General features: G+C 64.1%; 8 protein-coding genes. 4 read left to right on the top strand and 4 right to left on the bottom strand.

Features of this window, described 5'->3' with window-relative positions:
• Nucleotides 1–87 precede the first annotated feature (87 nt).
• Complete coding sequence (locus DKM43_RS09300) at nucleotides 88–1,395, top strand: homoserine dehydrogenase (protein ID WP_109798223.1); 1,308 nt, start codon at nucleotides 88–90, stop codon at nucleotides 1,393–1,395.
• Nucleotides 1,396–1,418: 23 nt separating this feature from the next.
• Here the strand turns inward: DKM43_RS09300 and DKM43_RS09295 are convergent, their stop codons facing one another.
• On the bottom strand, nucleotides 1,419–1,892 hold the full coding sequence (locus DKM43_RS09295) for a hypothetical protein (protein ID WP_145960494.1): 474 nt from the start codon (nucleotides 1,890–1,892) through the stop codon (nucleotides 1,419–1,421).
• Nucleotides 1,893–2,126: 234 nt separating this feature from the next.
• On the opposite strand from DKM43_RS09295, the gene glpX reads away from it, so the two are divergent.
• A complete protein-coding gene (glpX, locus tag DKM43_RS09290; RefSeq protein WP_109798221.1) occupies nucleotides 2,127–3,122 on the top strand; it encodes a class II fructose-bisphosphatase in 996 nt (331 codons plus the stop codon).
• 191 nt (nucleotides 3,123–3,313) lie between these two features.
• On the opposite strand, the gene rpoC is transcribed toward glpX, so the two are convergent.
• Both rpoC and rpoB read right to left on the bottom strand, forming a co-directional pair.
• Nucleotides 3,314–7,600, bottom strand: a complete 4,287-nt coding sequence (rpoC, locus tag DKM43_RS09285; RefSeq protein ID WP_109798220.1) for a DNA-directed RNA polymerase subunit beta' — start codon at nucleotides 7,598–7,600, stop codon at nucleotides 3,314–3,316.
• Between the two features lie 90 nt (nucleotides 7,601–7,690).
• Complete coding sequence (gene rpoB / locus DKM43_RS09280) at nucleotides 7,691–11,878, bottom strand: DNA-directed RNA polymerase subunit beta (protein WP_109798219.1); 4,188 nt, start codon at nucleotides 11,876–11,878, stop codon at nucleotides 7,691–7,693.
• 671 nt (nucleotides 11,879–12,549) lie between these two features.
• On the opposite strand from rpoB, the gene rplJ reads away from it, so the two are divergent.
• On the top strand, nucleotides 12,550–13,062 hold the full coding sequence (rplJ, locus tag DKM43_RS09275) for a 50S ribosomal protein L10 (protein ID WP_109798218.1): 513 nt from the start codon (nucleotides 12,550–12,552) through the stop codon (nucleotides 13,060–13,062).
• A gap of 72 nt (nucleotides 13,063–13,134) precedes the next feature.
• On the top strand, nucleotides 13,135–13,512 hold the full coding sequence (rplL, locus tag DKM43_RS09270) for a 50S ribosomal protein L7/L12 (protein ID WP_109798217.1): 378 nt from the start codon (nucleotides 13,135–13,137) through the stop codon (nucleotides 13,510–13,512).
• A 122-nt stretch (nucleotides 13,513–13,634) separates the two neighbouring features.
• On the opposite strand, the gene DKM43_RS09265 is transcribed toward rplL, so the two are convergent.
• Nucleotides 13,635–14,960 (bottom strand): ATP-binding protein, encoded by a 1,326-nt coding sequence (locus tag DKM43_RS09265; protein WP_236632483.1) that lies wholly within the window; start codon nucleotides 14,958–14,960, stop codon nucleotides 13,635–13,637.
• Nucleotides 14,961–15,075: the final 115 nt, after the last annotated feature.

Here is a 15,075-nt window from a genome sequence, read left to right as displayed (position 1 = left end):
GCTCGCGCAGCGGGTGTTGCCGCACAGGCGCCACTGGCCTAAGGCCCGCAGCGCAACTTTGTGCGTGTTCCAGCAGACGGGATTGAAATGAGCGAACCTTTGCGCATTGCGCTGGCCGGGCTTGGCACGGTTGGCGGCGGAGTTATCCGGCTGATCGAGGCCAACGCCGATCTCATCGCGCGGCGTGCGGGGCGCCCCATTGTCATCACGACTGTCAGCGCGCGCAACCGCCACAAGGACCGCGGGTTCGACGTCTCGCGCTATGCCTGGGAAGACGACATGGTGATTCTGGGCGAACGCCCGGATGTCGACGTGGTCGTCGAACTCGTCGGCGGTGCCGATGGCCCCGCGCTGGCACTGGCGCGCACCACCTTCGAGGCCGGAAAGGCGCTGGTCACCGCGAACAAGGCGATGATCGCCCATCACGGCGTTGAGCTGGCCGCCAAGGCGGAGGCCGCCAGGGTCGCCCTCAAGTTCGAGGCGGCAGTGGCAGGCGGGATCCCGGTCATCAAGGGTCTGAAGGAAGGCGTGGCCGCCAACGAAATCGCGCGGGTCTATGGCATCCTCAACGGCACCTGCAACTACATCCTCTCGACGATGGAGGACACCGGGCGCGACTTCGCCGACGTTCTGGCCGAAGCACAGGCCAAGGGCTATGCCGAGGCGGACCCCACTTTCGATATCGACGGCATCGATGCCGCGCACAAGCTTTCGATCCTGTCGTCCATTGCCTTTGGCACTGCGGTCGATTTCAAGCCCGTTGCCGCAACCGGTATCCGCCGCGTGCTTGCCGCCGACATCGCCCAGGCCGATGCGCTGGGCTACTATATCCGCCTGATCGGCATGGCCGAGACCGAGACCGACGCCCAGGGGCACCGGCGGCTGTTCCAGCGCGTGCATCCGCATCTGGTCCACCGCGATCATCCGCTGGCGCATGTCGATGGCGCAACCAATGCCGTGGTGGCCGAAGGCAACTTCGTCGGCCGACTGCTGTTCCAGGGCGCAGGTGCGGGTGATGGCCCGACAGCCAGCGCGGTTGTTGCCGATCTCATCGACATCGCGCGCGGCGACATAGGCGCGCCCTTTTCCATCCCCGTGGCCGAACTTGAACGGGCCGCGCCCGCGGAAACCGGCCATCGCACCGGCAAGGCCTACATCCGGTTCAACGTGGCTGACCGGCCCGGCGTGCTGGCCGAGATCACCGCCGCCATGCGCGATGCGGGGGTTTCGATCGAAAGCCTCATCCAGAAGGGCGGCAAGGACGATGCCCCGGTCATGGTGGCAATGGTCACGCACGAAGGCCCGGAAAGCGCCATCGCGGAGGCGCTGCGCCTGCTCGATGGATCTCCGGTGCTGGCCGAACCGCCGCTGGTCATGCATATTCTGGGCGAATAGGGCGCCCCGCCTGCAAGCATCGCTCAGGGCGCGGGAATCTCGCCCTTGGCGATGCGGTCAGCATCGGAGCCCGGCGGCGGAGCGGGCAGCGCCTTGATGTCGAAATAGTAGATCGGCGGCGGCACGCCGCCAAGGCCGATGCACCCGCGGCTGCAATCACGCAGGCCCGATACATTGGGCGCGCGCGGAACCCCCGTATCGGTCGATTTAGCACCATCGGTCTCGTCGCGCAGGGGAATGCGCTCGCGCTCGCTCGCCTCCTTGCCGCCGCAGACGACGATCGTGCCGTCGGAACGCTGCATCGGGCGGCAACGCTGGGTCTGCGAGGTGGACAGCAGGTTGCGGGCCACTTCCGCATCCGAAGCGGGCGTGCCTCCGGGAGCGACCGGACCCTGCACCGGCGCCGATGCGCCAGCCTGCCCCTGCTGGGCAAGCAGCGGCGTGGCTGCGAAAACCAGCGCCAGCCCGATGCCGACCATCAGTGCCTGTCTCGACAAAACCCCTCCATCGCGTCTAGTGCCATGGGACACACCAGCGTCACATGTGCCAAGCAATACCCGTTGTGCGACACCGTGATGCCCCACGCATACGTTTGCACAGGATGATTTGCACAAACCTTTCGCCGCGTCGATCCGGGAATGACGGGAACAAGCTGCACCCAAGCTGAACCCGCGCCACCTTGATCCGCCCGCCCCATCCCAACCGCCCACCCCTATCCAGCTGGAGCCATCGTGACCGAAGCCAACACCAACCCCGCCGCCTCCCAGGTTCTTGACCGGGTTCTTGTCCTTGAAATGGTGCGCGTGACCGAAGCCGCCGCCATTGGTGCCTCGCGCCTGATCGGGCGCGGCGACGAGAAGGCCGCCGACGCAGCCGCCGTCGAAGCCATGCGCGCCGCCTTCAACGAACTCTACATGGACGGCACCGTGGTGATCGGTGAAGGCGAGCGCGACGAAGCGCCCATGCTCTACATCGGCGAGAAGGTGGGCGCGGCGCCCGGCAAGGGACCGAAGATCGACATCGCGCTCGACCCGCTGGAGGGCACGACCATCACCGCCAAGGCCGGTCCGAATGCGCTGGCCGTCCTTGCCGTTGCCGAAGAGGGCGGACTGCTCAACGCGCCCGATGTCTATATGGACAAGCTCGCCGTGGGTCCGGGTTATCCGGAGGGAATCATCGATCTCGACAAGTCGCCGACCGAGAACGTCAGGGCGGTCGCCGCCGCCAAGGGCGTGGAACCGGGCGAAATCATCGTCTGCGTGCTGGACCGGCCGCGCCATGCCGAACTCATCGCCGAACTGCGCAGCATCGGCTGTGGCATCAGCCTCATTCCCGATGGCGACGTGGCCGGCGTGATCGCCGTGACCGACGAGGACACGGGCATCGACATGTATATGGGCACGGGCGGCGCGCCAGAGGGCGTGCTGGCGGCTGCCGCGCTGCGCTGCGTTGGCGGGCAGTTCAAGGGCCGCCTCCTGTTCCGCAACGAGGATGAGAAGGCACGCGCCCGCAAGTGGGGCATCGAGGATCTCAACAAGCAGTATGATCTCAAGGAACTGGCCAAGGGCGACTGCATCTTCGCCGCCACCGGCGTGACCGACGGTTCGCTGCTCGACGGGGTGAAAGTCCACAAGAACGGCGTGATGACGACCGAAAGCGTGGTGATGCGCGCATCCTCGGGAACAGTGCGCTGGGTGAAGGGCGAACACCGCAAGGGACGCCGCTGAACCTCCTGCACGCGCCGCACCCGGTGCGCATCAAGGCCCGGCCTTCTTCGCAGGGCCGGGCCTTTTGCTGGCCGGCCCCAGCGTCGATGCGACCTCGAATGCAGCCCCGCATGCACAAAACGCCCCGCCGGATCGCTCTGGCGGGGCATTGCTTTGCGCCGGGCCTGCGCCCGGTCAGGCGATGACGCGGATCAGGCCTCGTCGTCGCCCTTGATGAGGTAATCGCCCGCATCGGCATCAAGGCCGTGGGTTTCACCTTCGACCGCCGCCAGCGGATCGTCACCGATGGCCGCTTCGGGGCCTTGCGCCAGTTCGGCCGCATGCTCTTCGGCCGCCGACGCCGGAGCGATCAGCGATTCCTGAAGCTTGCGGTAGGATGCGCGCAGCGCCGCATCGCGCGAGGAGGCCGCAACGCGCAGACGGTTCATGCCCGCACCGGTCCCGGCGGGGATGAGACGGCCGACGATCACGTTCTCCTTGAGGCCGATCAGCGAGTCCTTCTTGCCTTCCACGGCCGCCTGCGTGAGCACGCGGGTGGTTTCCTGGAACGACGCCGCAGAGATGAACGAACGCGTCTGCAACGAAGCCTTGGTGATGCCCAGCAGCACCGGCTTGCCTTCGGCGGGCTGCATGCCCTCGGCAAGCTTGGCGTTGATCTCGTTCATTTCCTCAAGATCGACCTGCTCGCCCGGCAGCAGCGTGGTGTCGCCACCGTTGGTGATCTCGACCTTCTGCAACATCTGGCGAACGATCACCTCGATGTGCTTGTCGTTGATCTTCACGCCCTGCAAGCGATAGACTTCCTGGATTTCCGCCACGAGGTATTCGGCCAGAGCCTCGACCCCCAGAACTTCCAGAATGTCGTGCGGATCGGGCGAACCGGAAATCAGGTTGTCGCCCTTCTTGACGTAGTCGCCTTCCTGCACGTCGATCACGCGGCTCTTGGGCACCAGATACTCGACCGGTTCACCCTCTTCCGGGATGATCGCGATCTTGCGCTTGGCCTTGTAGTCGCGGACGAACTCGATCCGGCCGGCGATCTTGGCAATGATCGCGTTGTCCTTCGGCTTGCGGGCCTCGAACAGTTCGGCAACGCGCGGCAGACCACCGGTGATGTCACGCGTCTTGGCGGCTTCGCGGCTGGCACGGGCAAGGATGTCGCCCGCTTCGACGCGCTGGCCATCCTCGACCGAAAGCGTGGTGCCCGGCGCCAGCAGATAGCGCGCCGCTTCGCCCGAATCGTCGTCGAGCAGGGTCAGACGGGGACGCAGATCCTCCTTCTTGCCCCGGCCCGCCGCGCGGTTCTCGGTCACGACGCGGCTCGACATGCCGGTGGCTTCGTCGGTCGCCTCGGTCAGGGTCTTGCCGTCGACCAGATCCTGATAGCGCACGATACCCGGCTTTTCGGTGATGACCGGCGTGGTGAACGGATCCCACTCGGCCAGTCGATCGCCCTGCGAGACGATCGCGCCGTTTTCGTGCAGCAGGTGGGTGCCGTAAGGCACACGGTGAATCGCACGCTCGCGGCCCTCGCTGTCGATCACCACGATTTCGCCATTGCGCGCCAGCGACAGACGACGACCGCGCTTGTCGGTGATCGTCGGGATGTCGCGGTATTCGACGGTGCCATCGCAAATCGCTTCGAGATGCGACTGTTCGTTCACCTGCGCCGCGCCGCCGATGTGGAACGTGCGCATGGTGAGCTGGGTGCCCGGTTCACCGATCGACTGTGCGGCGATCACGCCAACAGCTTCACCGATGTTGACCGGGGTGCCGCGCGCAAGATCACGGCCATAGCACTTGCCGCACACGCCCTGCTGGGCTTCGCAGACCAGCGGCGAGCGGATACGCGCCGACTGCACGCCGGCCGCTTCGATCCGGGCAATCGCGGCTTCGTCGAGCAGCTCGCCCTTGTGCGCGATGACCTCGCCCGACTTCGCCTCGATGAGATCTTCGGCGAGGGTGCGGCCCAGAATGCGCTCGCCCAGCGAGGCAATCGTCGAACCGCCCTGCACGATGGCGCGCATTTCCAGCGCACGCTCGGTGCCGCAGTCCTCTTCGGTGACGACGCAGTCCTGCGACACGTCCACCAGACGGCGGGTCAGATAGCCGGAGTTTGCCGTCTTGAGCGCGGTGTCGGCCAGACCCTTGCGGGCGCCGTGGGTCGAGTTGAAGTATTCAAGAACGGTCAGACCTTCCTTGAAGTTCGAGATGATCGGAGTCTCGATGATCTCGCCCGAAGGCTTGGCCATCAGGCCGCGCATCCCGGCAAGCTGCTTCATCTGCGCCGGGGAACCACGCGCGCCGGAGTGCGACATCATGTAGATCGCGTTGATCGGCTTCTGACGGCCGGTTTCGGGATCGATCGGCGAGGACTTCAGCTCTTCCATCATGGCGTTCGCCACCTGGTCGCCGCAGCGGCTCCACGCGTCGATCACCTTGTTGTATTTTTCCTGCTGGGTGATGAGGCCGTCCTGATACTGCTGCTCGTAATCGGCAACCAGTTCCTTGGTCTCGGCCACCAGCGCATCCTTGCTGGCCGGAATGATCATGTCGTCCTTGCCGAACGAAATGCCTGCCTTGAAGGCGTGACGGAAGCCCAGCGCCATGATCGCGTCGGCGAACAGCACCGTGTCCTTCTGGCCGGTGTGGCGATAGACCTGATCGATCACGTCGCCGATTTCCTTCTTGGTCAGCAGCTTGTTGACCACTTCGAAGGGAACCTTGTGGCTCTTCGGCAGGCATTCGCCGATCAGCATGCGCCCCGGCGTCGTCTCGAAGCGCTTCATGTACTGCTGGCCGTTTTCATCGGTCTGCGGCACGCGCGCCTTGATCTTGGAGTGCAGCGTCACCGCCCCCACTTCCAGCGCCTGATGCACTTCGGCCATGTCGGAGAAGGCCATCCCTTCGCCCGGTTCGCCATCGCGGTCGAGCGAGAGATAGTAGAGACCAAGCACCATGTCCTGCGAAGGCACGATGATCGGCTTGCCATTGGCGGGGCTGAGGATGTTGTTGGTCGACATCATCAGCACGCGCGCTTCAAGCTGGGCTTCGAGGCTCAGCGGCACGTGGACGGCCATCTGGTCGCCGTCGAAGTCGGCGTTGAAGGCCGAGCAGACGAGCGGGTGAAGCTGGATCGCCTTGCCCTCGATCAGCACCGGCTCGAACGCCTGAATGCCGAGACGGTGGAGCGTGGGCGCACGGTTCAGCATGACCGGGTGTTCGCGGATCACCTCGTCAAGGATGTCCCAGACTTCCTTGCGCTCCTTCTCGACCCACTTCTTGGCCTGCTTCAGGGTCATCGACAGACCCTTGGCATCAAGACGGGCGTAGATGAACGGCTTGAACAGTTCGAGCGCCATCTTCTTGGGCAGGCCGCACTGGTGCAGCTTGAGTTCCGGACCGGTCACGATGACCGAGCGACCCGAATAGTCGACGCGCTTGCCGAGCAGGTTCTGGCGGAAGCGGCCCTGCTTGCCCTTGAGCATGTCGGACAGCGACTTGAGCGGACGCTTGTTGGCGCCGGTGATGACCCGGCCGCGCCGGCCGTTGTCGAACAGGGCGTCAACGGCTTCCTGCAACATGCGCTTTTCGTTGCGCACGATGATATCGGGCGCGCGCAGCTCGATCAGGCGCTTGAGGCGGTTGTTGCGGTTGATGACGCGGCGATAGAGGTCGTTGAGGTCCGAGGTGGCGAAACGGCCGCCGTCGAGCGGCACCAGCGGGCGCAGCTCGGGCGGAATGACCGGGACCACATCAAGGATCATCCATTCCGGCCGATTGCCGGATTCGATGAATGATTCGACGACCTTGAGCCGCTTGATGATCTTCTTGGGCTTCAGTTCCGACTTGGTCGTGGCCAGTTCCTGAAGCAGATCTTCCTTTTCCTGCTCCAGATCGAGGTTCATCAGCATCTGCTTGACGGCCTCGGCACCGATCCCGGCCGAGAACGCGTCCTCGCCGTATTCGTCCTGATATTCGTAAAGCTCGTCCTCGGTGAGAAGCTGATACTTCTCCAGCGGGGTAAGGCCCGGTTCGATGACGACATAGCTTTCGAAGTAGAGGATGCGCTCAAGCTGCTTGAGCTGCATGTCGAGCAGCAGGCCGATGCGGCTGGGCAGCGACTTGAGGAACCAGATGTGCGCGACGGGCGCGGCCAGCTCGATATGGCCCATGCGCTCGCGGCGCACCTTGGTCACGGTCACTTCGACGCCGCACTTTTCGCAGACGACGCCCTTGTATTTCATGCGCTTGTATTTGCCGCACAGGCACTCGTAATCCTTCACGGGGCCGAAGATGCGCGCGCAGAACAGACCGTCACGTTCGGGCTTGAACGTGCGGTAGTTGATGGTTTCCGGCTTCTTGATCTCGCCGAAGGACCACGAACGGATGCGTTCGGGCGAAGCCAGGCCGATCTGGATCTGGTCGAAGGTCTCAGGCTTGGCGAGCTGGTTGGTAAACTTGGTCAGGTCGTTCATTTGGTGCCGTTCCCTTGCCTCATGCCGAGGCGTTGGACGTGAAATCTGGTGCGAAAGGGCGGGCGGCGATGCAGGCGCCGCCCATGGTCCTTACTCCGCCGCCTCCGCAAGGCCGTCGTCGTCCTGATCGTCGAGCGACGACAGTTCCACGTTGAGGCCGAGCGAGCGCATTTCCTTGACGAGCACGTTGAAGCTTTCGGGAATGCCGGCTTCGAAGGTATCGTCGCCCTTGACGATCGCTTCGTAAACCTTGGTGCGGCCGACCACGTCGTCCGATTTCACCGTAAGCATTTCCTGAAGCGTATAGGCCGCGCCATAAGCCTGGAGCGCCCAGACCTCCATTTCGCCAAAGCGCTGGCCGCCAAACTGGGCCTTGCCGCCCAGCGGCTGCTGGGTGACGAGGCTGTAAGGCCCGATCGAACGCGCGTGGATCTTGTCGTCGACAAGGTGGTGCAGCTTGAGCACATACTTCATGCCCACCGTCACCTTGCGGTCGAACGCATCACCGGTGCGGCCGTCGAACAGCGTCACCTGACCCGATTCGTCCAGCCCCGCCAGACGCAGCATGTCGGTCACGTCCTTTTCCACCGCGCCGTCGAACACCGGCGAGCCCATCGGCACGCCATTGCGCACGGCCTGCGCAAAGTCGATGATCTGCGCGTCGTCACGGGCGTCGATCTCGGCGGCGTAATTCTCGCCATAGATCTCCTTGAGCAGTTCGCGCACTGCTTCGGGCGGCTGACCGGCTTCGGGATTCGGGTTGGCTTCGCGCCACGCGTCGAGCGCCTCGCCGATGCGCTTGCCAAGGCCGCGCGCAGCCCAGCCAAGGTGCGTTTCGAAGATCTGCCCGACGTTCATGCGCGAAGGCACGCCCAGCGGGTTGAGCACGAAGTCGACCGGCGTTCCGTCTTCAAGGAACGGCATGTCCTCCACCGGCAGGATGCGGCTGATGATGCCCTTGTTGCCGTGACGGCCGGCCATCTTGTCGCCCGGCTGAAGCTTGCGCTTCACTGCCACGAAGACCTTGACCATCTTGAGCACGCCCGGCGCCAGTTCGTCGCCGCGTTCGAGCTTTTCCTTGCGGTCCTCGAACTTCTCGCTGATCGCCTTCACCGCGGCATCATACTGCGCCTTGACCGCTTCGAGCTGGGCCTGACGCGCATCGTCGGCCACGGCGAACTTCCACCACTCGTGGCGTTCGACATCGGCCAGCACCTGCTCGTCGATCTCCACGCCCTTCTTGATGCCCTTGGGCGCGGCAGTCGCCACCTGCCCCAGCAGCATTTCACGCAGGCGGTTGAACGTGGCGCGGTTGAGAATGGCGCGCTCGTCCTCGCGGTCCTTGGCAAGGCGTTCGATTTCCTCGTTCTGGATCGCGCGGGTGCGGTCGTCGATCTCGATGCCGTGGCGGTTGAACACGCGCACATCGACGATCGTGCCCGAAACGCCCGGCGGCAGACGCAGCGAAGTGTCGCGCACATCGCTTGCCTTTTCGCCGAAGATCGCACGCAGCAGCTTTTCTTCCGGCGTCATCGGCGATTCGCCCTTGGGCGTGATCTTGCCGACAAGAATATCGCCGGGGTGCACCTCGGCGCCGATATAGACGATGCCCGCCTCGTCGAGGTTGCGCAGCGCTTCCTCGCCCACGTTCGGAATATCGCGGGTGATGTCTTCAGGCCCCAGCTTGGTGTCGCGGGCCATGACCTCGAACTCCTCGATGTGGATCGAGGTGAAGACGTCCTCCTTCACGATGCGTTCGCTGATGAGGATGGAGTCCTCGTAGTTGTAGCCGTTCCACGGCATGAACGCGACGAGCACGTTGCGGCCCAGCGCCAGTTCGCCGAACTCGGTCGAGGGACCATCGGCGATGATGTCGCCCTTCTCGACCAGATCGCCCACCTTCACCAGCGGGCGCTGGTTGATGCAGGTCGACTGGTTCGAGCGCTCGAACTTCTGCAAGCGGTAGATGTCAACGCCGGACTGGCCGGGTTCGATATCGCCCGATGCGCGGATCACGATGCGGGTGGCGTCGACCTGATCGACCACGCCCGACCGCAGGGCCGAAATCGCCGCACCCGAATCGCGCGCCACGGTCTCTTCCATGCCGGTGCCGACGAAAGGCGCATCCGCCTTGATGAGCGGCACGGCCTGACGCTGCATGTTCGAACCCATGAGCGCGCGGTTGGCGTCGTCGTTTTCAAGGAACGGAATGAGCGATGCAGCCACCGAGACGAGCTGCTTGGGCGAAACGTCCATCAGCGTGATCTGGTCGCGCGGGCTCATCACGAATTCGCCGTTCTGGCGGGCCGAGACGAGTTCTTCGACGAACGAGCCATCCGGGTTCAGCTCGGCCGAAGCCTGCGCCACGGTGTGCTTCTGCTCTTCCATCGCCGAAAGGTAGATCACATCGCCCGTGACCTTGCCGTCGATCACCTTGCGATAGGGCGTTTCGATGAAGCCATACTTGTTGACGCGGGCGAAGGTCGACAGCGAGTTGATGAGACCGATGTTCGGGCCTTCGGGCGTTTCGATCGGGCAGATTCGGCCATAGTGCGTGGGGTGCACGTCGCGCACTTCGAAGCCCGCACGCTCGCGGGTAAGGCCGCCCGGCCCAAGCGCCGAAACACGGCGCTTGTGCGTCACTTCCGACAGCGGGTTGGTCTGGTCCATGAACTGCGAAAGCTGCGACGAACCGAAGAACTCGCGCACGGCGGCAACCGCAGGCTTGGCGTTGATAAGGTCGTTCGGCATGACCGTGGACACGTCCACGCTGCTCATGCGCTCCTTGACCGCACGTTCCATGCGCAGCAGGCCGACGCGATACTGGTTTTCAAGCAGTTCGCCGACCGAACGCACGCGGCGGTTGCCGAGATTGTCGATGTCGTCGATTTCGCCCTTGCCGTCCTTGAGGTTCACCAGTTCCTTGACCACGGCGAGGATGTCCTCGGTGCGCAGGGTGGTGACGGTGTCCTCGCATTCGAGGCCAAGGCGCATGTTGAGCTTGACGCGGCCCACGGCCGAAAGATCATAGCGGTCGGCATCGAAGAACAGGCCGTCGAACAGCGCTTCGGCGGTTTCGCGCGTCGGCGGCTCGCCGGGGCGCATGACCCGGTAGATATCGGCCAACGCGTGATCGCGGTCCGGCGCCTTGTCGGCCTTCAGCGTATTGCGGATCCACGGACCGGTCGTCACATGGTCGATGTCGAGCAGTTCGAGCCGGTCGATCCCGGCCTTGTCGAGGAGATCGAGGTTTTCCGGGCTGACTTCGTCGCCCGCCTCGATCCAGATGCGCCCGGTCGATTCGTCGATCAGGTCGCGCGCGGCATAGCGGCCGAAGATTTCCTCGGTCGGGATCAGCAGTTCCTCAAGCCCGTCCTTGGCCGCCTTGCTGGCCGCGCGCGGGCTGATCTTCTGTCCTGCCGGGAAGATCACTTCGCCCGACTTGGCATCGACGATGTCGAACGCCGGCTTGGTGCCGCGCCACTGTTCAAGCACGAAAGGCACCTTCCAGCCGCCTTCCGCACGCGCCCAGGTGACGATGTCGTAGAAGTGATGCAGGATCTGCTCGTCATCGAGGCCCAGCGCATGGAGCAGCGCGGTGACGGGCAGCTTGCGCTTGCGGTCGATGCGGACATTGACGATGTCCTTGGCGTCGAACTCGAAATCGAGCCACGACCCGCGGTAGGGGATCACGCGCGCGGCGAACAGATACTTGCCCGAAGAATGGGTCTTGCCGCGGTCATGGTCGAACAGCACGCCCGGCGAACGGTGCATCTGCGACACGATCACGCGCTCGGTGCCGTTGATGATGAACGTCCCGTTCTCGGTCATGAGCGGGATGTCGCCCATGTAGACGTCCTGCTCCTTGATATCGATGAGGCTCTTGGTCTCGGTCTCGGCATCGACCTCGAAGGTGGCGAGCTTGAGCGTGACCTTCATCGGCGCGGCATAGGTGATGCCCCGCTGGCGGCACTCGTTCACGTCGAACTTGGGCGCTTCGAGCGTGTAGCCGTCGCGCTCCTTGATATCGAGGCTGGCGGTGCCGGCGAAGTCCTGGATCGGGAATACCGAGCGCAGCGTCTTCTCAAGACCCGAAACATAGCCCGTTGCCGGATCGGAGCGGAGGAACTGCTCGTAGGATTCGCGCTGCACCTCGATCAGGTTCGGCATCTGCACCACTTCGTGGATATTGCCGAAGATCTTGCGGATGCGCTTCTTCGAACCGGGGCGTCCGGCGGTCATGCCGGGCGTCATGGTCGACGTCGCCTTGGTAGCCATAAAGGTTACGAGCCTCTTCTCACTGGAATGCCGGCAAAAACCGGCAGGAAATCTGCCACGCGCAGCGTGTGGCGCCACCAAACGGGAAAAGGCCGCCTGGCGCACGTCACCCCCGTGGCGGAGATGCCGCAGCCCGCAGCCTTATGCGTCAGATGGTATGCCCGCCGCTTCCTTCCCGGACCGGTTCCTGCGCATGAACCGGTCTTGCTCGAAGCATCGGACCGGCGGCGCTATAGGTAATCCTTGGCGGGAAGTCAAAGCCTGCGCACCTGCGGGAGAACACGGCATCGCCGCGGCTGGACAGGAACACGCTCCCGCCCCGCCCCCCCGGCCCGACCCGCACAGCTCCGGCAGCGCACAACCCCGGCAGCGCACAACCTTGACTTCGCCGCGCGAATCCGCCAATGGCCCGCCCGGTTGCCGGTCCTCATGTTCCGGCAATCAGCCGTCCGAGACAGCTGGCGTTCGGGATTCGCCCGGACTTAATGCCCAGCCTAGACGGGGAAAAGAGTTTCAGGCTTCCCGCTCCTTATCCGGACCGTGATGCCCCTTTGCGCTTCAATCGCGCTTCTCCTTCCCTTGTCAACGGACTCGCCGGTGGTCTTCGGGCCATCGACAAACGTAGCCGATTGTCCGGTTCTGCCGGGCAGTCACATGTGAAGGAGTAAGGCATGGATCGTTCGCAGAAAGCCGAATCGGTCGCGTTCCTGAACGGCGTCTTCTCCGAGGCCGGCGCGGTGGTCATCACCCGCAACCTCGGCATGACGGTGGCCCAGTCCACCGCCCTGCGCACGAAGATCCGCGAAGCAGGCGCGACCTACAAGGTTGCGAAGAACCGTCTTGCCAAGCTTGCCATTGCAGGCACCGATTACGACGGCATTGGTGACATGTTCACCGGTCCGACCGCAATCGCTGCCTCGGCTGATCCCGTCGCCGCCGCCAAGGTGATCGTCGAGTTCGCCAAGACCACCGACAAGATCGAGATCGTCGGCGGTGCAATGGGATCGCAGGTTCTCGATGCGGAAGGTGTGAAGGCTCTGGCCTCTATGCCCTCGCTCGACGAGCTGCGCGCCAAGCTCATCGGCCTCGTCCAGGCTCCGGCCACCAAGATCGCACAGCTCGCAACCGCTCCGGCGGCCAAGCTGGCGCGCGTCTTCGGTGCCTATGCCAAGGAAGCCGCATAAGACCGTTCGTTCGATTTACGCTCGCCGCGCCAGCCGGGCGCGCGGGCACCACAAGATCAGGAGTGAAATACCATGGCCGATATCGCCAAGCTCGTTGAAGAACTTTCGAAGCTGACCGTCCTCGAAGCCGCCGACCTCGCCAAGGCCCTTGAAGAAGCCTGGGGCGTCTCGGCTGCTGCCGCTGTCGCCGTTGCCGCGCCTGCCGCTGGCGGCGCCGCTGCCGAAGCAGTCGAAGAAAAGACCGAATTCGACGTGATCCTCACCGGCGACGGTGGCAAGAAGATCCAGGTCATCAAGGAAGTCCGCGCGATCACCAACCTGGGCCTGACCGAAGCCAAGGCGCTGGTCGAAGGCGCTCCGAAGGCGATCAAGGAAGGCGTGTCGAAGGCTGAAGCCGAAGACATCAAGAAGAAGATCGAAGAAGCCGGCGGCACCGTCGAAATCAAGTAATCCGGCAGATCAAACGCCGTATTGCACGAAGAGGGCGGTCTTTCGGGGCCGCCCTTTTTTCATGCGCCCGTTTTCGTGCGTTCAGGGCTTATGTGTTCAGGGCCTACCCGTTCGCAAGCCAATCAGTCCGTGTCGGGCGCGACGGGAACCGTGACCGTCACCTCAAGCCCGCCGCCCGCTGCGCGCGCGAAGGCAAGGGCGCCGCCGAAGCGTTGCAGCAGACGGTGCGCGGTGGGAATGCCAAGTCCGAAGCCTGCGGTATCGCGGGCGCGGGCCGCATCCAGCCGGTAGAACGGCGCGAGGATATGCTCGAACTCGTCTTCGGGAATGCCCGGCCCCGAATCGCTGATAATGACTTGCCAGCGCCCGGTTTCGTCCGGCCGGATCGCAATGCGCGCCAGCCCGCCGAAATGAATGGCATTCTCGATCAGCGGACGCAGCGCCATCAACAGCGGTTCGCGCCATGTGCGCACGAGCGCGCCGGGCGCCACCTCGACCACGGCCTTGCCATGGTAGTGCCCTTCGACAAGGTCGATCACGGCAAGCCCCAGATCCATGGCGGCCGCTTCGCCGACATAATGCTGCGCGCGCAGGAACTGCTGGAGCGACATGAGCATCGCTTCCATCTCGTGCGTGCTTTCGCGCACCAGCCCGGCAATTTCCGCGTCCTCGATCAGGTCCGCCGCAATCGTCACGCGCGAAAGCGGCGTGCGCAGATCATGGCTGATCGCTTCGAACGAGCGGGCCTGATCTTCCAGCATGGCGGCAATCCGGCTCTGCATCCCGTTCATCGAGCGGGCGAGACTGCGCAGGTCATCCGGGCCGCTTTCCTGCACCGGAACCACCAGTCCCTGGCCGATGGCATCGGCGGCATCGGTCAATTCGCGCAAGGGGCGCGTGATGATGCGCAGCAGCCAGAGCGCCAGCGCAAAGCCCACGACCGCGGTAATCAGCGTCAGCACCGTCGCCCTGAGCGCGATGGGCCAGCCCGAAGTGACATCGAGCGAGCGGAAGTTCAGCCAGTGCCCATCAGGCAGCTGCATGGCCCCCACCAGATTGCCATAGCCGAAACGTGATGATTCCAGCCCCAGAATCAGGGGATGACCCGCCAGTTCCGGCTCCCAGCGCAGGATGTGATTGCGGATTTCGGCGACGGTCCCGTCCTTGCTGCCCGCAATTGCCTGCGGCGTGTCGGCAAGCTGGACCTCAAGATGACCGGTGCTCATCATCGCCGCGACCGAATCCGGCGAGAGCTCATGAAGGCGCTGGCTGACCACCAGCAGTTCCGCCACACGCCGGGCATGATCCTCGTGCAGCGTTTCCTTGTCGATCACGTTATAGAAGGCAAGGCTGGCGATGGCCTGCACCACGGCAAGAACCAGCAGCAGCGCGGCGGCGCGCACCGCGAGCCGCGAAAGACTTTTGCCATGATGCAGGTGCGAGCGCACGGAAGCCACAAGCGCATCCCATAGGCGCGCTGGCTTGCTGAACGGTATCTCCTTCCTGCGAGTCCGTATTGCGCTGTCCGCAAGTTTATGCATTCCCGTCACGCTGTCACTCACG

Source organism: Novosphingobium meiothermophilum (genome assembly GCF_003171715.1).
GTDB classification, from domain to species: Bacteria; Pseudomonadota; Alphaproteobacteria; order Sphingomonadales; family Sphingomonadaceae; genus Novosphingobium; species Novosphingobium meiothermophilum.
The sequence above is the reverse complement of the archived record's forward strand: the minus strand, read 5'-3'. Positions and strand labels throughout refer to the sequence as shown.

Bases quoted from the DNA above. Each gene is read 5' to 3' on its own strand.
- rplJ (WP_109798218.1), top strand. From the start codon at position 12,550: ATGGATCGTTCGCAGAAAGCCGAATCGGTCGCGTTCCTGAACGGCGTC.
- DKM43_RS09300 (WP_109798223.1), top strand. From the start codon at position 88: ATGAGCGAACCTTTGCGCATTGCGCTGGCCGGGCTTGGCACGGTTGGC.
- rplL (WP_109798217.1), top strand. From the start codon at position 13,135: ATGGCCGATATCGCCAAGCTCGTTGAAGAACTTTCGAAGCTGACCGTC.
- rpoC (WP_109798220.1), bottom strand. From the start codon at position 7,600: ATGAACGACCTGACCAAGTTTACCAACCAGCTCGCCAAGCCTGAGACC.
- rpoB (WP_109798219.1), bottom strand. From the start codon at position 11,878: ATGGCTACCAAGGCGACGTCGACCATGACGCCCGGCATGACCGCCGGA.